This window comes from Streptomyces sp. NPDC041200, assembly GCF_055591805.1.
Map to the genome: position 1 here is coordinate 35,252 of NZ_JBVIZF010000018.1, position 14,805 is coordinate 50,056.

The window sequence follows — 14,805 nt, forward strand, 5'->3', positions numbered from 1 at the left end:
TGACCATGCCGACCTGGGGGTGTTGGGCGCGAGCCAGTCGCGGTTATGGCCCCCGGGTACGAGGTGCCCTCTACGTCGCCCAGGCGGGACGGTCGGTGCTGGGCCCGCCCCGTTCCTCACATCGCTGCGCGTGGTGAGGAACGGGGCGGACGGCGCCGGACCGAGCGGGGATCGCGGCCTGCGAGAAGGCGGGTTTCCACCAGACGGGATCGACGGCATCGCACATTGGGGTACTGGCTCAGCCGGGCCCGTAGCCGGACTGCTGATGGACGTCCTGCCTGAGGGTTTCCATGGGGCCCTCGCTGCCACATCCAGTGGCTCGTCAGGGCTCCACCGCTTTCAGGGCCGGGTGTCGTCCGGCAGTCGCATCAGAGGATGCGTATGCGGGTGATGGTGAGCGCGGAGTCGTCCACATTGGACTGGGCAGCCCACTTGTTCATGGTGATGACCTGTCCGTTCATGACGTACCTGACGCGGTTGTTGCCGGACGTGATCCTCTCCCAGCCCGGCAGAGAGACGTTCGTGACACCCGCGTTGGCGAAGCAGACGGTGCTTCCCCCGTTGTTGTAGACCACCTTGACGAGATCGGACCGATCACTGCGCCCTCGGCGGGGGTCATCCCGGCGTTGTGGTGCCCGCTGTGCGGGGCCGAGGCGATCGCGGAGGACTGACCGGACGTCAAGCCGCCAACGCGGTCCGTGGACGGCTTGACGGGACCTACTGTCCTGGTCTGGAGCTGACCGATCCGGGCTTCGACGCCTCGGTGCTCAGCGAGTCCGGTGGTCGGCCGCGTTCCGGCTGCCTGGTGGAAACGATTCGCCCAGCGCGCGGACGACTACCGCCTTCCGCAGGCTGAGACGGCTCGCGCTGGCGCTGGCTGCCACCGTCGGCGCGGACGGCCACCGGCTGCTGGACGCCGTCCATGCCCCCGCAGCACCGGAGCCGGCTGCGGGAGATCCCCGCAGTGCAGGTGCTGCGGCAGGCCCGGGTCCAGCAGTACTCCCGCGACAACCAGAGAACTTCCTGGCGGGACAGAGGAGACCTGCCGCCCGGGGCCCCAGGCGACCGGCACCCGTACGACATCCACGCCCGCTACTCGATCAAGGGCGGCATGGGCCGGCGTGGCTACAAGGGTCACTTCACCGAGACCTGTGCAACGGACCGGCCACTCATCATCGGCCATGCCACCACCACGGCTACCCTCCCCGACGTCGAGACGGTACCGACATCACCGCCGTGGTGTACTTGATGCGCGGCGCGTTCGCCCGTCGGCACGTGATCGCCGAAGCCCACCGCCATCTCGCCCGGACCGGCCGGGCTCATCCCAGCTCCGTCATGACGTCACCACGAACCGAAACCTCGGTTAATTGGGGGTGCGCTCGGTTACTCGGCTGGCGGTGCCGTTTGAGACGACGACCTCGACGATGATGCCGGTCTTCTTGGCGGCGGCGTCCAGTTCGTCGAAGGTGCACGTCTTTGGTGTCTGGCTCTCGGGGTCGCCGCAGATGTATCCGGCGCCGAGGATTTCGGTGTCCTCGGCGACGTAGAACATGGTGTCCTGGACCGTGTACTTGCCGGGCGCGACGTGGCCCAGCTCACCGCTGAAGGTGCCGTTGACGGGATCGGGCTTGGGGGTCTCCTCGCCGCCGGTGGACCCGCCGGACGAAGACTGGTTTCCGGAGGAGGAGCTACCGCCCGACGAGGAACCGCCACCGGAGGAGGAGCCACCGTCCGACGAGGAACCGTCGCCGGACGAGCCGGTGGACCGCTGCTCGGCGACCCGGGTGGCGATGCCCTCGGCCACCTTGACCTCGGCCGTGACGCCGCCCTTCTTAACGGCCTTCTCCAGCTCGTCGAAGGTGCACTCCTCGGCCACCTGGCCCTCGGGGTCGCCGCAGATGACGCCGGCGCCCAGGATCTCGGTGTCCTCGGCGACGTGGAACATCTTGTCCTGGACCGTGTACTTGCCGGGGGCCAGGTAGGACAGCGTGCCCGTCACCGTCCCGTTCACCGCCTTGCCGCCGGCCGCCGCCGGAGCGGTCGACGCCGTCGTTCCGGAGCCCTTGCCGGACTCCTTGCCTTCGGCCTGTGACGGCTGGCAAGCCGTGGCCAGCAGAGCGGCGCTCACCAGCAGGCCAGCAGCGGCTAACGTACGGACACGGGAGGGGATGGCGCGCATGGTGGAGACCTTTTTCGTCATCAGTTGAGTGGTGGAGCCAGCGAGGTTCTCGCCGGTGTGCACTCAGCTTGATCGCGGCCGCTACCGTTCCCTTAACGCCGCGCTAACGAAGCGCTACCGCCCTGGGACCCTGTGCCGCTCGAAAAGTCATCGCTGCACGTCATGCTGCATATCCGTACTCGTTGATGAGACCGCCGAGGATCCGGCTACGCAGGACTTTGTGAGTGTTGAGCTCATGCGCCGCGGCGGGCTGTTCGGGGGAGTCGGGTGGTAACTGGTTGAGCGCTTGGTGGGGGCGGTGCTCGTTGTAGTGCCGCTCATAGGCCGCGAGGACGTGGCGGGCGTGGGCCTCGTTCATGATGAGGACGTGGTCGAGGGCTTCGCGTCGGATGCTGCCGATAATGCGTTCGCAGTGCGCGTTCATACGGGGAGCCTGCGGCGCACTGTTGAGAATCTCCATCTCCTCGGCCCGAAAGACGGCATCGAACGCCTCGCCGTACTTGCCATCGCGGTCGCGCAGCAAGAAGCGCAGGGACTCGATGCGTATGCCCAGGTCGGCGGTGAGATTCCGCGCCTGCTGCACCGCCCAGTGCCGGGTCGGGTGGGCGGTGACCCCGGTGGCGTGCAGCCGCCGGGTGCCGTGCTCGAGGAACGCCAGCGCGTACAACCGCCTGCCGAGGGCGGTGTCGATGTGGAAGAAATCTGCCGCGATGATCCCCTCGGCTTGCGTCATCAGGAACTCGTGCCAGGTGGGGCCTGAGCGACGTGGCTCGGGGTCGATGCCGGCCGCGTTGAGGATCTCCCAGAGCGTCGAATCGGCGATCCGATGCCCGAGTCGGGTCAGCTCCCCTTGGATCCGCCGGTGTCCCCAACTCGGATTCTCCCTGGCCAACCGCAGGACGAGCTTCTTGACCGCTGCGGGGATGGGCGGGCGTCCGGTGCGTCGGCGCGCGGTGTAGTCCCACTTCGCGGCGATGAACCTGCGGTGCCAGGCGAGCACGGTGCCGGGGGTGACAGGGAAGACCTCGCGCCAGTGGCGTCGGGGTATCAGCCCGGACAGGGCGGCGAACCAGAACCGGTCGGCAGGCTCGTAGCGGACTGGTCCGGTCAACTGGCGGCGCAGGACCGCGTTCTCGTGCCGCAGCACCAACAGTTCGGCGTCCTTCGCCGTCCCACGGCGGAGGAGTACCGATGGAACCGTCAGCAGCTTTCGGGTCACCTTGTACAACAAGGACACGATCATGCAAGGCGTAATCTCAGCGAACTGACCGCACCCCGCTCAGCTGCGGCGATGACTTTTCGAGCGGTACAGGGGGCTTGGAGGACGAGCTGGCGGATCGCGGCCGCGCGTCCGCGCTGGAGGGGAAATCCCAAACGCCGGAGGCGGAGTTCGAGGGCCTCCGTGGTCATGGGCTGTCCTGCTCGGCGACCGGGAAAGAGCCATCGAGCGTCCGGGTTGGAAGCGATCATGGTGTTCGGCGTTGACCCAGGAAGCCCAGCAGCATTCCGGCGAAAGGGCCGGAACTGGCGAGGGTGGGTCGCCGAGCAGGACCGGCCGAGTGTCATGCCGATGGCGCCGTCGAGGCATGGATCCGGCACCTCAGCGAGGGGTCGGGGCCACCGCGCCTTGTGCGCGCAGCACGGCGATGTCGTCCTCGGTGACGCCGTGTTCGGTGAGCAGCGCGTCGGTGTGCTGACCGAGTGCGGGGACCCCACCCATCGGTGGCTCGTAGCCGGCGATGACCGGAGGTGGAAGCAGAGCGGGTACCTGACCGTGAGGTGTGTCGATCCGGCGCCACCGGTCGCGGGCTATCAGATGCGGATGGGCTATGACCTCGCTCGGTGTGTTGAGCCGGGCATTCCCGATCCCTGCGGCATCTGCGTCGCTCTGCACCTGCGTCAGGTCATGGCGTGCGCACCAGTCGGCGATCTCCGCGTCCAGGAACTCACGGTGCTCGGCCCGGCCGGAGGTGGTATGAAAGCGTTCGTCGTCGGCCAGGTCGGGCCGGCCGAGAAGGTCACGCGCGAATCGCCGCCATTCGCGGTCGTTCGTCGTGCCCAGGACGACGGTCTGGCCGTCCGCCGTGCGGTAGGCGCCATACGGCGCCACCGCGGGCGAGCCCATGCCGACCGGCTGCTGGTCCACACCCGTGTGCAGCGTGTAGGTGAGCTGATACCCCATCAACTCCGTCATCGTGTCGAACAGGCTCACCGCGACCGCGGCGGGGCCGCGACCATGGCCACGCTCCTTGCCGCAGAGCAGCGCCAGAACCGACAACGCGGCATACAGGCCGGTGCACACGTCGGCCATCGGCGGACCGGGCTTGGCCGGGGCACCGGGAAAGCCCGTCATCGCGCATGCGCCTGACTCGGCCTGGGCCAGCAGATCGTAAGCACGCTTATGGGACAGCGGGCCTCCCGGCCCGTAGCCGTCGATCTCCACGGCGATGAGTTCCGGGTGGCTGACGGCCAGGTCGGCGGGCGCGATACCGAGCCTCGCCGTGGCACCGGGAGCAAGATTGGAGACCATCACATCGGCGCGGTCGAGCAACCGGTGGAGTATCGCCATCCCGGCCGGATCCTTCAGGTTCAGCGTGACCGACTCCTTGCCCCGGTTGACCCATACGAAGTGCGCCGCCATGCCGCCCACCACGTCGTCGTAGTGCCGGGCGAAGTCACCGCCTTCCGGGTTCTCCACCTTGATCACCCGAGCCCCGAAGTCACCGAGGGTCCGGGTGCAGATGGGAGCCGCCACCGCCTGCTCCAGGGACACCACCGTGATGCCCGCCAGTGGCCCGGCCGGCTTGGCCGCGTCACGAGCGGTTCGTCTCGGGTCGGAGCGTTCCGCCCGCTCGGTGTCTGCCATCCGCTCGGTGTCTGCCACGTTCACCCGATCACCCTTCAGGGTCCGGGGAGGAAAGCCGGGCCTCGCCATAGGTTTCACCTCGACCTTGTCGTACCTGCTGTGCCGGGCGCGTCGGTGCTGTGGCCCGCGCCGCCCGCCTCATGCCCGCTCCGTCGTGGTCGGTCCGGTGAACCGCGGAGCGCGTCCGGCCAAGCACGCGGCGCTGCCCTCGGCGAAGTCCGCACCGGCCAGCAGTTGCGGCTGTGCCCGTACCTCCTCGGCACGCCAGGATCCGCTTGGTTTCCGCGATGGAGGACGGAGCGCTTCCGGGTTCCTCGCGGCCGGTCAGGGCATTGTGGCGGGCTTCAGCACCCGTACCCGGCCCGTCGTCCTCCACGAGCACGGCCGCGCCTGGTGTCCGGTCTCGTGGCGGCCCCTTTGCCGGCCCACGACCGCACAGCGATGGCCGTTCGCCTTCCCCGTACCGCCCGGTGGCCTCGCGCGCCTCGCTCATGGGGCCGCCAGCGCCGCCCGTCACCCGTGCTCCCGCAGCAACTGCCTGCCCACGATGAGCTTCTGGATCTCGCTCGTCCCCTCGTAGATGCGGAACAGTCGCACGTCACGGTAGAAGCGCTCGACGGGAACGTGGCGCATGTATCCCATGCCCCCGTGTATCTGGACGGCACGGTCGGCCACCCGGCCCACCATCTCGCTGCAGAACAGTTTCGTGGAGGACGGCGCCAGCCTGCGGTCCTCGCCCGAGTCGTACGCGCGGGCCGCCTCCAGCACCATGGCGCGGGCCGCGTACATCTCGGCGTGCGACTCGGCGAGCATGGCCTGGACGAGCTGGAACTCGCCGATGGGCCGTCCGCCCTGCCGGGTGACCGAGGCGTGCGCGACGCTTTCGTCGAGGATGCGTCCGGCCAGCCCCACGCACATCGCCGCGATGCTCAGACGTCCCCTCGCCAGCGATCGCATGGCGACGCGGAAGCCCTCTTCCTCGCGTCCTCCGATGAGGGCACTCGCCGGAAGGCGTACCTCGTCGAAGAAGACCTCGGCGCTCAAGGCACCCGACTGGCCCATCTTGTGGTCCCTCGGCCCCACGGTGACGCCTGGGCTGTCCGCGTCGACGGCGAAGGCGGAGATCCCCTCGGCGCCCGTGGTCTGCGGCCCGGTGCGGGCGAACACCATGAAGACACCGGCGAGCGGGGCATTGGTGATGAACCGCTTGCTGCCGTTCAGGACGTAGCCGTCCCCGTCGCGTACGGCACGGCTCCTGATACCGCTGGGGTCCGAGCCCGCCTCCGCCTCCGTGAGCGTGAACGCCGCGATCAACTCCCCGGCGGCCATCCGCGGCAGATAGCGCCGCTTCTGCTCCTCGGTGCCGGAACTCGCCAGGAGCTGGCCGGCGACCCCGTTGTTGATGCTGAACATCGAGCGGAACGCGGGAGTGGTGTAGCCGATCTCCAGGGAGAGGCGTACGTCCTCCGTCATGGAGAAGCCCAGCCCGCCGTACTCCTGGGGCAGCGCGTAGCCGAACAGGCCCATGGCCGCGGCCTTCTCGCGGAGGTCCGCCGGGATCTCGTCCTTCTCCTCGATCTCGTTCTCGCGCGGGACGACCTTCTCGCGCACGAAGGCCCGCACCGCCGTCAGAACGGCGTCGAACTCGTCTGGTTCCATTGGCTTCTCGCACTCCTCGGTAGTGGGCGCCTTCCGCGCGGTCCCAGGGCTCAGCTGCTTGGGCTGCTCGGGCTCAGCCGGGAAGGTGTTCCAGGACGGTGGCGTTCGCCATGCCGCCGCCCTCGCACATCGACTGCAGGCCGTAGCGGACGTCGGCGGCTCGCATGTGGTGGAGCAGTGTCGTGGTCAGCCGGGCGCCGGAGGCTCCCAGGGGATGGCCGAGGGCGACGGCGCCGCCGTCGGGATTGAGCCGCTCCGGATCGGCGCCGGTCTCGGCGAGCCAGGCGCAGGTCACGCTGGCGAACGCCTCGTTGATCTCGAAGGCTCCGATGTCCTCGATGCCCAGACCGGCGCGCTTCAGGACCTTCTCGGTGGCCGGGATGGGGCCGGTCAGCATCGTCACGGGGTCGACTCCGACGACGGCGAAGGAGTGGAAGCGGGCGATCGGGCGCAGACCGAGTTCACGCGCCTTCTCGCCGCTCATGACCAGCAGCGCCGAGGCACCGTCCGATATCTGCGAGGAGTTGCCGGCCGTGACCACGCCGTCCTCGGTGAAAGCGGGCTTCAGACCCGCCATCGTGGCGGCCGTGCCGCCCCGCCGTACTCCCTCGTCCGTGTCGACGGTGCGTACGGAACCGTCCTCATCCGTCACGTCCACCGGCACGATCTGGGACGTGAACCGCCCCTCGTCGATCGCGGCCGCCGCGTTGGCGTGCGACCGGAGGCTGTACGCGTCGAGTTGCTCCCGGCTCAGCCGCCAGCGCCGCGCGATCTCCTCCGCGCCCAGCCCCTGGCTGAACCGCGAGACGCCGTATCGGGCCTGCACGGCAGGGCCGAAGGGTTCGCCGGGACCCCGCTCGCGGCCGGAGCCCAGCGGTACGCGGCTCATCGACTCCACGCCACCCGCGACCACGATGTCGTACTGGCCGCTCATCACTCCCGCGGCGGCGAACTGCGCCGCTTGCTGCGAGGATCCGCACTGCCGGTCGATGGTGACGCCCGGCACTTCCTCAGGCCATCCGGCGGCCAGGACGGCGAAACGGCCGACGCAGCCGCCCTGCTCACCGGTCTGGGAGACGCAGCCCCACAGCACGTCCTCGACCAACGCCGGGTCCAGGTCGTTGCGTTCGGCGAGGGCGCGCAGCACCGCCGCCGACAGGTCGACCGGGTGCACAGAGCTCAACGAACCGTTCCGCTTGCCCACGGGGGTACGGACGGCGTCCACGATGACCGCGTCACGCATGTCAGACCTGCCTTTCCGCCGTGGCCGGCGCGCCGGTTTCCTGGGTGCCCGAGGGGAGTTCGCCCGGGCCCCGAGTCGTCCGGGCCAGGCGGCGGAGCTCGGTCTTCAGCACCTTTCCGGCCGGGGACAGGGGAAGTTCGTCGACGAAACGGAGCTCTCTGATCCGCTTGTACGGCGTCACGCGCTCCGCGACGTACTCCATCAGCTCCTCGGCCATCGCGCGCGGCTCAGTGGCGGGGACCACGAAGGCGACGGGGACCTCGCCGACGGCAGGCACCGCCCTCCCGACGACCGACGCCTGGAGCACTGCCGGGTGTCCGCCGAGGATGTCCTCCAGTTCGCGGGGGTACACGTTGTAGCCCTTGTAGATGAGCATGTCCTTCGACCTGCCGGAGACGTACAGGAAGCCGTCCTCGTCGAGGTGGCCGGTGTCGCCGGTGCACAGCCAGCCGTCGACGAACTGCGCGGCGGTCTCGTCGGGCCGGCCGAGGTAGCCCGAGGCCACCTGAGGGCCCCGCGCCCAGATCTCGCCGCGCTCGCCCCGCGGCACCTTCCGGCCGGGGCGCAGCGGGTCCCGGACCTCCAACTCGGTGTCGAACAGGGGAACCCCCTGGCTGCCCGGCTTGCGCAGCCCGGCCTTCGCGATCGGGCCGCTGGACACGGTTGCTGTCGCCTCCGTCAGGCCGTAACCCTCGATGACGGCGGCGTTGGGGAAGGCCTCTGTCAGCTTCTCCAACGAGTACGTGTCTATGGGGGCGCCGCCCGACACCACGGCCTTGACCGAGCTGAGGTCCCGCGTGCGGATGCCCGGTGTCGCCAGCAGGGCGTGCCAGAGCGCCGGGGCGCCCGGAATGTACGTGACCCGGTGCCGTTCCACCTGTTCCAGGTACGACTCCGCATCGAAGCGGCCGCTCAGGATGGTGGTGGCGCCGCACAGAAGGAAGAAGTTGAGGCTGATCATGCCAAGGGCGTGGAACAAGGGAGAGACGCACAGCGCGGCGTAGCTGCCCGGCGCCAGGGCGTAGTCGGCGGAGGTCTCCAGGGGGTTCAGCACCACACCGCCTTCGCTGTCGAGCCCGGGGAGCGCCCCGGAGCGCCAGCAGGCGACCTGGATGGTGTTGCCGACGACGTTGCGGTGCAGTATGCGCACTCCCTTGGGTACCCCGGTGGTTCCGCCGGTGTACCCGTACTGGGCGACGGAGTCGGTGGGGACCGTTACGTCTGGCGGGTGGGTGCTCTGACCTGCGACGAGGGCCTCCAGGGCGGTGCCCGCCTTCCCGAAGAGCTTTGCGCAGTCATCCGGCCCGTCGGCCGGGGCCGATGTGCTGGGCGGCACGATGACGACCAGCCGGACCGGCAGCCCGTCGATGGCCTCGGCCAGCACCGGTGCCGGCTCCGGATGGGTCACCACGGCCGCCGCGGAGCAGTCGGCGAGCTGGGCGCGCAGGGCCCTGGCCGGCTGGGCGGGGTTGGCCGGGCATGCTGTCGCGCCGGCGAGCGTGATGCCGTAGTAGGCGACGGCGAACCACAGGGTGTTGGGCAGGTGAAGGGCGACCACGTCACCCGGCTGTATGCCGCGCGCCCTGAGGCCGCGTGCGAACGCGGCAGCCTGTTCGTACAGGCCGGTGAAGGTGAGAACCTGGTCGCCGTCGCGCACGGCCGCCCGGTCGCGGTAGCGGCGGGCCGAGCCGGCGAGCACCGCGCCGAGCGGGACATCCGGGTAGTCGAGGCGGCGAGGCAGTCCCGCGGGCCAGTAGTCGGTCATGTGCCGCTCCCTTCACGCGTCGGCCTGCGGCCGGCCATGCAGGGCTTCCGCGCGGTACGCCGGCTCATCGCACGACCTCCGCGTCGAAAAGCTTCTTGATCTGCTCGGGGTTCCGGCCCGTCTCGGCGAGGACCTGCGCTGTGTGCTCGCCCGGAAGCGGGGCCGGCCGGGCGGGTCGGCGAGGGGTGGAGGAGCCGAACCGGGGGGCTGGGGCGGGCTGGAGGGCTCCCGCGCCGTCGGTGAGGAACGTGCCGCGTGCGGCGTTGTGAGGATGGCGCGGTGCCTCCACCAGCGACAGCACGGGGGTGACGCACGCGTCGGCGTCGGCGAACACGGCCGCCCAGTCGTCGCGGGTCCGGGCGGCGAAGACCTCCGCCAGGCGCCGCCGCATGACCGGCCAGCGGGAACGGTCCCACTGTTGGGTGAAGTCGGCATTTGCGACCAGGCCGAGCCGTTCCAGGAGGGTGGCGAAGAAGGGGGCCTCGATCGCGCCGACCGCGACGTACTCGCCGTCGCGGCAGCGGTAGACGCCGTAGAACGGGGCTGCGCCGTCCAGGTAGTTGACGCCCCGGCGGTCGGTCCACCGCCCCTGGTGCAGACGGCTGTAGGTCATGGCCAGCAGCTGGGCCGACCCGTCCACCATGGCGGCGTCCACTACCTGGCCTTTCCCGGTGGCGCGTGCCTGCACGACCGCGCACAGCACACCGAAGGCGAGCAGTGCGCCACCGCCGCCGAAGTCGCCGAGCAGGTTGAGCGGCAGAACCGGCGGACCGTCGGCCGGTCCGATGGCCCCCAGGGCCCCCGACAGGGCGATGTAGTTGATGTCGTGCCCGGCCCGCAGCGCGAGCGGCCCGTCCTGCCCGAATCCCGTCATCCGTCCGTAGACCAGGCGCGGGTTGCGGTCCAGGCACGGGCCGGGGCCCACGCCGAGCCGTTCGGCCACCCCCGGCCGGAAGCCCTCCAGGAAGACATCGGCATCCGCCATCAGGTCGAGGACGGCGCCGACGCCTTCCGGGTGCTTGAGGTCGATGGCGGCCGAGCGCCGCCCCCGGTGCAGGACGGGATCGAGCCTGCCGACCACGTCCGACGGGCGCTCGACACGGATCACGTCCGCACCGGCGTCGGCGAGGAGCATCGCGCAGAACGGCCCCGGCCCGATGCCCCCGAGCTCGATGACCCGCAGCCCGGTGAGCGGCCCCGGGGCCGCATCGGGTACGGCGCCGTTCGCACGTTCCTGGTCTTGTTCTTCGTTCACCGGCCGCTCACCGGCCTTGCCAGACGGGAGCGCGCTTCTCGGTGAAGGCCGACGCGCCTTCCCGCGCGTCATCCGAGTTGAACACCAGCTCGGTGATCGGCTTCTGACGGTCGAACAGCTCGTCGCGTGGCCAGCCGGGAGACTCCACGAGGATACGTTTGGTGACCCGTACGGCGAGCGGACCGTTGGCGGCGATGGCGGAGGCCAGCAGCCTCGCCTCCTTCAGCGCGCCGCCGGGTGGAGTGAGCCGGTTGACCAGCCCGTAGTGGTGAGCCCGTTCTGCGGTGAGGACATCGCCGGTGAGGGCGAGTTCCATCGCGATCTGGTACGGGATCCGGCCCGGCAGTCGCAGCAGTCCCCCGGCCACCGCCACCAGACCGCGTTTGACCTCGGGGAGCCCGAACTTGGCGTCCTCCGCGGCGACGACCAGATCACTCGCGAGGGCGATCTCGCATCCGCCCGCCACGGCGTAGCCCTCGACGGCGGCGATCAGCGGCTTGCGCGGCGGGGTCTCGGTGAGGCCGGCGAAACCGCGCCCCGGCACGTGGGGGCGCTCGCCCCGCAGGAACGCCTTGAGGTCCATGCCCGCGCAGAAGGTGCCGCCGGCGCCGGTGATGATGCCGACCGCGAGGTCGTCACGCTCGTCCAGCTCATCCAGCGCGGATGCGATCGCCCCGGCGACGGCGCGGTTGATCGCGTTGCGGGACTCGGGCCGGTTGATGGTGATGACGGCGATGCCGTCGTCACCGTACTCGACCAGTACTTCGTCTGCCACGGCAGCTCCTTTACGGTGGCCAAGCGGTGGTCGCGGTCGGGGAGTATCGGTTGAGCGCCGGCCTTCAGCGTGGGGCCAGGCGGATCGCGCCGTCGAGGCGGATGGTCTCTCCGTTGAGCATCGGATTGTCGATGATGTGCAGGGCGAGTTGTGCGTACTCGTCCGCCGCGCCGAGGCGCGGCGGGTGCGGCACCGCGGCAGCGAGCGCGTCGAGCTTCTCCTTCGGCCTCCTGCCGAGCATCGGTGTGTCGAACAAGCCGGGCGCGATGGTGACGACCCGGATGCCCTTGCTCGCCAGATCCCGGGCCGCACACACGGTGAGGCCGGCCACGCCGGCCTTCGACGCCGCGTACGGGGCCTGTCCGATCTGCCCCTCGAACGCCGCGACCGACGCTGTCATGACAATCACTCCCCGGTCCCCGTCGAGTGGTTCGTTGCGGGCCATGCGGGCGGCGGCGAGCCGGAGCACGTTGAAGGTGCCGATCAGGTTGACGTCGACCACGGCGCGGAAATGGTCGAGATCACCCGCGGTGCCGTCCTTGTTGACCACGCGGAGCGGACCGCCGCGGCCCGCGCAGTGGACGACCGCGCGCAGCGCTCCTGTCCGCTCGGCGGTGTCGAGGACGGCGGTCATGTCCTCGGTGCTCGTCACGTCGGCGGGGACGAAGACGGCCTCGGGGCCGAGGTCGCGGACGGCCCGGTCGCCGTCCGAGGAGGGCAGGTCCGCGATGGTGACACGGGCGCCGGCCTTGAGCAGCCGCCGCGCCGTCGCCAGGCCGAGCCCCGACGCGCCGCCGGTCACCACTGCGGATATTCCGCTGGTCTGCATGGACACTCCAGCCGGTCGAGTCGGTGTCGGATCTGCCGCCGGCGACGCCGCGAAGGCTCGGCGACTGCCGTCGTACGCCGGGCCACGAGCCCGGCCGTTGCGGTCGGGACCGCAGCCGATGGAGATACTTGTCGAACGATCGTTAAGTTAGGTCGCCGCCTCACCCACTGTCAATGACGGCGACGAAAAGTGTGGGCGACCTACCGGGCCGGCGCCTCGCCGTACCCGACCATTGCGAACGCCAGCCGCACGTACCGCTCGCACAGCTCCGTCGTCCCGAGGTCGCCGGACGGGTCGTACCACTGGGCGACGGCGTTACACATGGCCATGATCGCCCGGCGGGCGTCGTCCGGGTGCGGGGTCCGGAAGACTCCGCCGGCCATGCCGTCGTCCAGGGTCTTCTGGAAGAGTCCCGATACGGCGTGCCGCCTTTCGATGATGGGGTTGCGGTACTCGGGTTCGAGATAACGGAGTTCCTGGAGGGTCAGCAGACTCTCGACCCGCCGCCGGACCCGGTAGTCGACCGTCACTCTGACCAGGGCGGCCAGCCGCGCGGCGGGGTCGTCACCGGCCTGGGCCAGTTCCTTCTCGCAGTGACGGAAGTAGTCGTCGAGCGAGTCCTCGATCAGGGCGTGGAAGAGCTCCGCCTTGCCGGAGTAGTAGTAATAGAGGGCGGACAGACTCATGTCGGCCCGCTTGGCGATGTCACGGATGGAGGCGCCGAAGTAGCCGCGCTCCGCGAAGACATCCCGTGCGGCGTCCATGATGGCGCCCCGGCCGTTTCCCCGGGGGCCGGAGGTACCGTTGGCCACCGCCTTGCCGCTCTTGCCCGCCGCCTTGCCGCTCGTCGCATTCATGGCCCCAGCCTCCCAGAACGAACGAACGATCGACAAAGCCGCCCCCTGCCATGCGGAGCCGAGGGCCGGCGCACCGACGCCGCCGGCCCGCCGGGCACAGTCCCCGGTGTCATCCGGCCGACGGAACCTTGTACTCCTTCGCCAGGTCCGATGCGAAGAAGTCACCGAGTGCCGTGACTCCGGCGAAGACACCCTTGTCCACACCCAGCACCTGGGCCTCGCGCGAACTGGGCTCGGCGGGATCGGAGAAGTCCTGAGGCGGGAGCAGGCCGGGCAGCGTGAAGTCGGTGACAGCGCTGCGGGCCTTGAGCACGCCCGGGCGGGTGAGGTCCTCGCAGCTCCTGCCGAGTATCTCGGCGTACAGCTTGGTCATGGCGTAGGCGTGGACGACTCCGCTGCTGGCCTCCGGTGCCTTGCCGTACTGGTCCGTCCAGGCAGCGGCCAGCTTGCGAGCGGCGGCGGTGTCCGCGCCGAGGGCGCCCAGCCCGGTGAGCCTGGTGTAGTGCTCGGTGAGCGCGGGCGCCGCCGATGTCGTGAGCAGGCTGGTGGCGAAGGTCGACACCCCGCCCATGATCGGCACCTCCATGCCGGCCGACTGCGCCACTGCCGCCACCGAGGCCGCCTGCTTGGGCGTCGAGTCGACCAGGATCGCCTTGACCTTGGCCGACTTGAGCGCGTTGACCTGGCTGGTGAGGTCGGTTGCGGTGGGGTCGATCTGCCTGCCGACGATCTTCAACCCCAGCTTCCCCGCAGCGAACTTGCTGCCTCGCAGGCTGTTCTCGCCGATTTCTCCCTGGAGGTAGATGTGCCCGACGGAATCGCCGCTGCGCAGTTCGCCCTTCCGCACGAGCCAGTCCAGGCCGTTGATCGTCTGGATGTCGTACGTGGCGCCCAGGACGAGCAGGTGCTCGTCCCCGAGCAGGGTCGACGCGAACGTGGTCAGGCCGGCGAGTTCGTCCTTCGCCTCGATCTTGTCCCGCAGCGCCGTGACGACCGGTGTGCCGAGGATGTTCAGATAGCCGAGGACCTGCGGATCCATCTCATCGTACGCGGCGACGGCCTTCTGCGGGTCGTAGCCGTGGTCGCGGGTGACGAGTGCCAGCTTCCGGTCGCAGACACCGCCTGCCGCGTTGATCTCCTTAACGGCGACGTTGCTCGCGTCGAGGATCGTCTTGCCGGTGCCCGCGAACGGGCCCGACAGGTCCATCAGCACCCCGAGCTTGATGGTGGAGTCGCTGACCCCGGGCGCGGCGGTGGCGGCCCCGGCCTTTCCGGCCTTGGTGGAGCAGCCGGCAACCGCCAGCGTGATGGCCAGGGCCGTGGCCGCCAGCCCGAGTGTGCGCGATTTGTGCATCGGTGTGTCTCCTCGTTGAGAAG

At 69.9% G+C, this 14,805-nt stretch carries 13 protein-coding genes; 1 reads left to right on the forward strand and 12 read right to left on the reverse strand.

Features of this window, described 5'->3' with window-relative positions:
• Nucleotides 1-368: 368 nt before the first annotated feature.
• On the reverse strand, nt 369-575 hold the full coding sequence (locus tag ACZ6CL_RS29915) for a beta/gamma crystallin domain-containing protein (protein ID WP_468941124.1): 207 nt from the start codon (nt 573-575) through the stop codon (nt 369-371).
• A gap of 347 nt (nt 576-922) precedes the next feature.
• On the opposite strand from ACZ6CL_RS29915, the gene ACZ6CL_RS29920 reads away from it, so the two are divergent.
• The gene (locus ACZ6CL_RS29920; RefSeq protein ID WP_468941126.1) at nt 923-1,249 is read left to right on the forward strand and encodes a hypothetical protein; all 327 of its coding nucleotides are present in this window, start codon (nt 923-925) and stop codon (nt 1,247-1,249) included.
• 114 nt (nt 1,250-1,363) lie between these two features.
• On the opposite strand, the gene ACZ6CL_RS29925 is transcribed toward ACZ6CL_RS29920, so the two are convergent.
• The 11 genes from ACZ6CL_RS29925 to ACZ6CL_RS29975 all read right to left on the reverse strand — a co-directional run bounded on the left by ACZ6CL_RS29925 (nt 1,364) and on the right by ACZ6CL_RS29975 (nt 14,782).
• Entirely contained in the window at nt 1,364-2,200 is an 837-nt protein-coding gene (locus ACZ6CL_RS29925) for a hypothetical protein (RefSeq protein WP_468941129.1), read from the reverse strand.
• A 139-nt stretch (nt 2,201-2,339) separates the two neighbouring features.
• Nucleotides 2,340-3,422, reverse strand: a complete 1,083-nt coding sequence (locus tag ACZ6CL_RS29930) for an integrase core domain-containing protein (RefSeq protein WP_468941132.1) — start codon at nt 3,420-3,422, stop codon at nt 2,340-2,342.
• A 357-nt stretch (nt 3,423-3,779) separates the two neighbouring features.
• Complete coding sequence (locus ACZ6CL_RS29935) at nt 3,780-5,045, reverse strand: CaiB/BaiF CoA transferase family protein (protein ID WP_468941311.1); 1,266 nt, start codon at nt 5,043-5,045, stop codon at nt 3,780-3,782.
• A 513-nt stretch (nt 5,046-5,558) separates the two neighbouring features.
• Nucleotides 5,559-6,704 (reverse strand): acyl-CoA dehydrogenase family protein, encoded by a 1,146-nt coding sequence (locus ACZ6CL_RS29940; RefSeq protein WP_468941135.1) that lies wholly within the window; start codon nt 6,702-6,704, stop codon nt 5,559-5,561.
• Between the two features lie 73 nt (nt 6,705-6,777).
• Nucleotides 6,778-7,947, reverse strand: coding sequence for a thiolase family protein (locus tag ACZ6CL_RS29945; protein ID WP_468941137.1), 1,170 nt, complete (start codon nt 7,945-7,947; stop codon nt 6,778-6,780).
• 1 nt (nt 7,948) lies between these two features.
• Nucleotides 7,949-9,712, reverse strand: a complete 1,764-nt coding sequence (locus ACZ6CL_RS29950) for a class I adenylate-forming enzyme family protein (protein ID WP_468941140.1) — start codon at nt 9,710-9,712, stop codon at nt 7,949-7,951.
• A 64-nt stretch (nt 9,713-9,776) separates the two neighbouring features.
• Nucleotides 9,777-10,967: a CaiB/BaiF CoA transferase family protein gene (locus tag ACZ6CL_RS29955; protein ID WP_468941142.1), complete on the reverse strand. Its 1,191-nt coding sequence runs from the start codon at nt 10,965-10,967 to the stop codon at nt 9,777-9,779.
• 7 nt (nt 10,968-10,974) lie between these two features.
• The gene (locus ACZ6CL_RS29960) at nt 10,975-11,742 is read right to left on the reverse strand and encodes a crotonase/enoyl-CoA hydratase family protein (protein WP_468941145.1); all 768 of its coding nucleotides are present in this window, start codon (nt 11,740-11,742) and stop codon (nt 10,975-10,977) included.
• 64 nt (nt 11,743-11,806) lie between these two features.
• On the reverse strand, nt 11,807-12,571 hold the full coding sequence (locus ACZ6CL_RS29965; RefSeq protein WP_468941148.1) for an SDR family NAD(P)-dependent oxidoreductase: 765 nt from the start codon (nt 12,569-12,571) through the stop codon (nt 11,807-11,809).
• A 200-nt stretch (nt 12,572-12,771) separates the two neighbouring features.
• Complete coding sequence (locus ACZ6CL_RS29970; RefSeq protein WP_468941151.1) at nt 12,772-13,428, reverse strand: TetR/AcrR family transcriptional regulator; 657 nt, start codon at nt 13,426-13,428, stop codon at nt 12,772-12,774.
• A gap of 109 nt (nt 13,429-13,537) precedes the next feature.
• Nucleotides 13,538-14,782 carry an ABC transporter substrate-binding protein gene (locus ACZ6CL_RS29975; protein ID WP_468941154.1) on the reverse strand — a complete coding sequence of 415 codons (1,245 nt, stop codon included), beginning with the start codon at nt 14,780-14,782 and terminating at the stop codon, nt 13,538-13,540.
• Nucleotides 14,783-14,805: the final 23 nt, after the last annotated feature.

Excerpts from the sequence above, each read along its gene's own strand:
- ACZ6CL_RS29920 (WP_468941126.1), top strand. The coding sequence starts at position 923 with ATGCCCCCGCAGCACCGGAGCCGGCTGCGGGAGATCCCCGCAGTGCAG.
- ACZ6CL_RS29925 (WP_468941129.1), bottom strand. The coding sequence starts at position 2,200 with ATGACGAAAAAGGTCTCCACCATGCGCGCCATCCCCTCCCGTGTCCGT.
- ACZ6CL_RS29930 (WP_468941132.1), bottom strand. The coding sequence starts at position 3,422 with ATGATCGTGTCCTTGTTGTACAAGGTGACCCGAAAGCTGCTGACGGTT.
- ACZ6CL_RS29935 (WP_468941311.1), bottom strand. The coding sequence starts at position 5,045 with ATGGCAGACACCGAGCGGGCGGAACGCTCCGACCCGAGACGAACCGCT.
- ACZ6CL_RS29940 (WP_468941135.1), bottom strand. The coding sequence starts at position 6,704 with ATGGAACCAGACGAGTTCGACGCCGTTCTGACGGCGGTGCGGGCCTTC.
- ACZ6CL_RS29945 (WP_468941137.1), bottom strand. The coding sequence starts at position 7,947 with ATGCGTGACGCGGTCATCGTGGACGCCGTCCGTACCCCCGTGGGCAAG.
- ACZ6CL_RS29950 (WP_468941140.1), bottom strand. The coding sequence starts at position 9,712 with ATGACCGACTACTGGCCCGCGGGACTGCCTCGCCGCCTCGACTACCCG.
- ACZ6CL_RS29965 (WP_468941148.1), bottom strand. The coding sequence starts at position 12,571 with ATGCAGACCAGCGGAATATCCGCAGTGGTGACCGGCGGCGCGTCGGGG.
- ACZ6CL_RS29970 (WP_468941151.1), bottom strand. The coding sequence starts at position 13,428 with ATGAATGCGACGAGCGGCAAGGCGGCGGGCAAGAGCGGCAAGGCGGTG.
- ACZ6CL_RS29975 (WP_468941154.1), bottom strand. The coding sequence starts at position 14,782 with ATGCACAAATCGCGCACACTCGGGCTGGCGGCCACGGCCCTGGCCATC.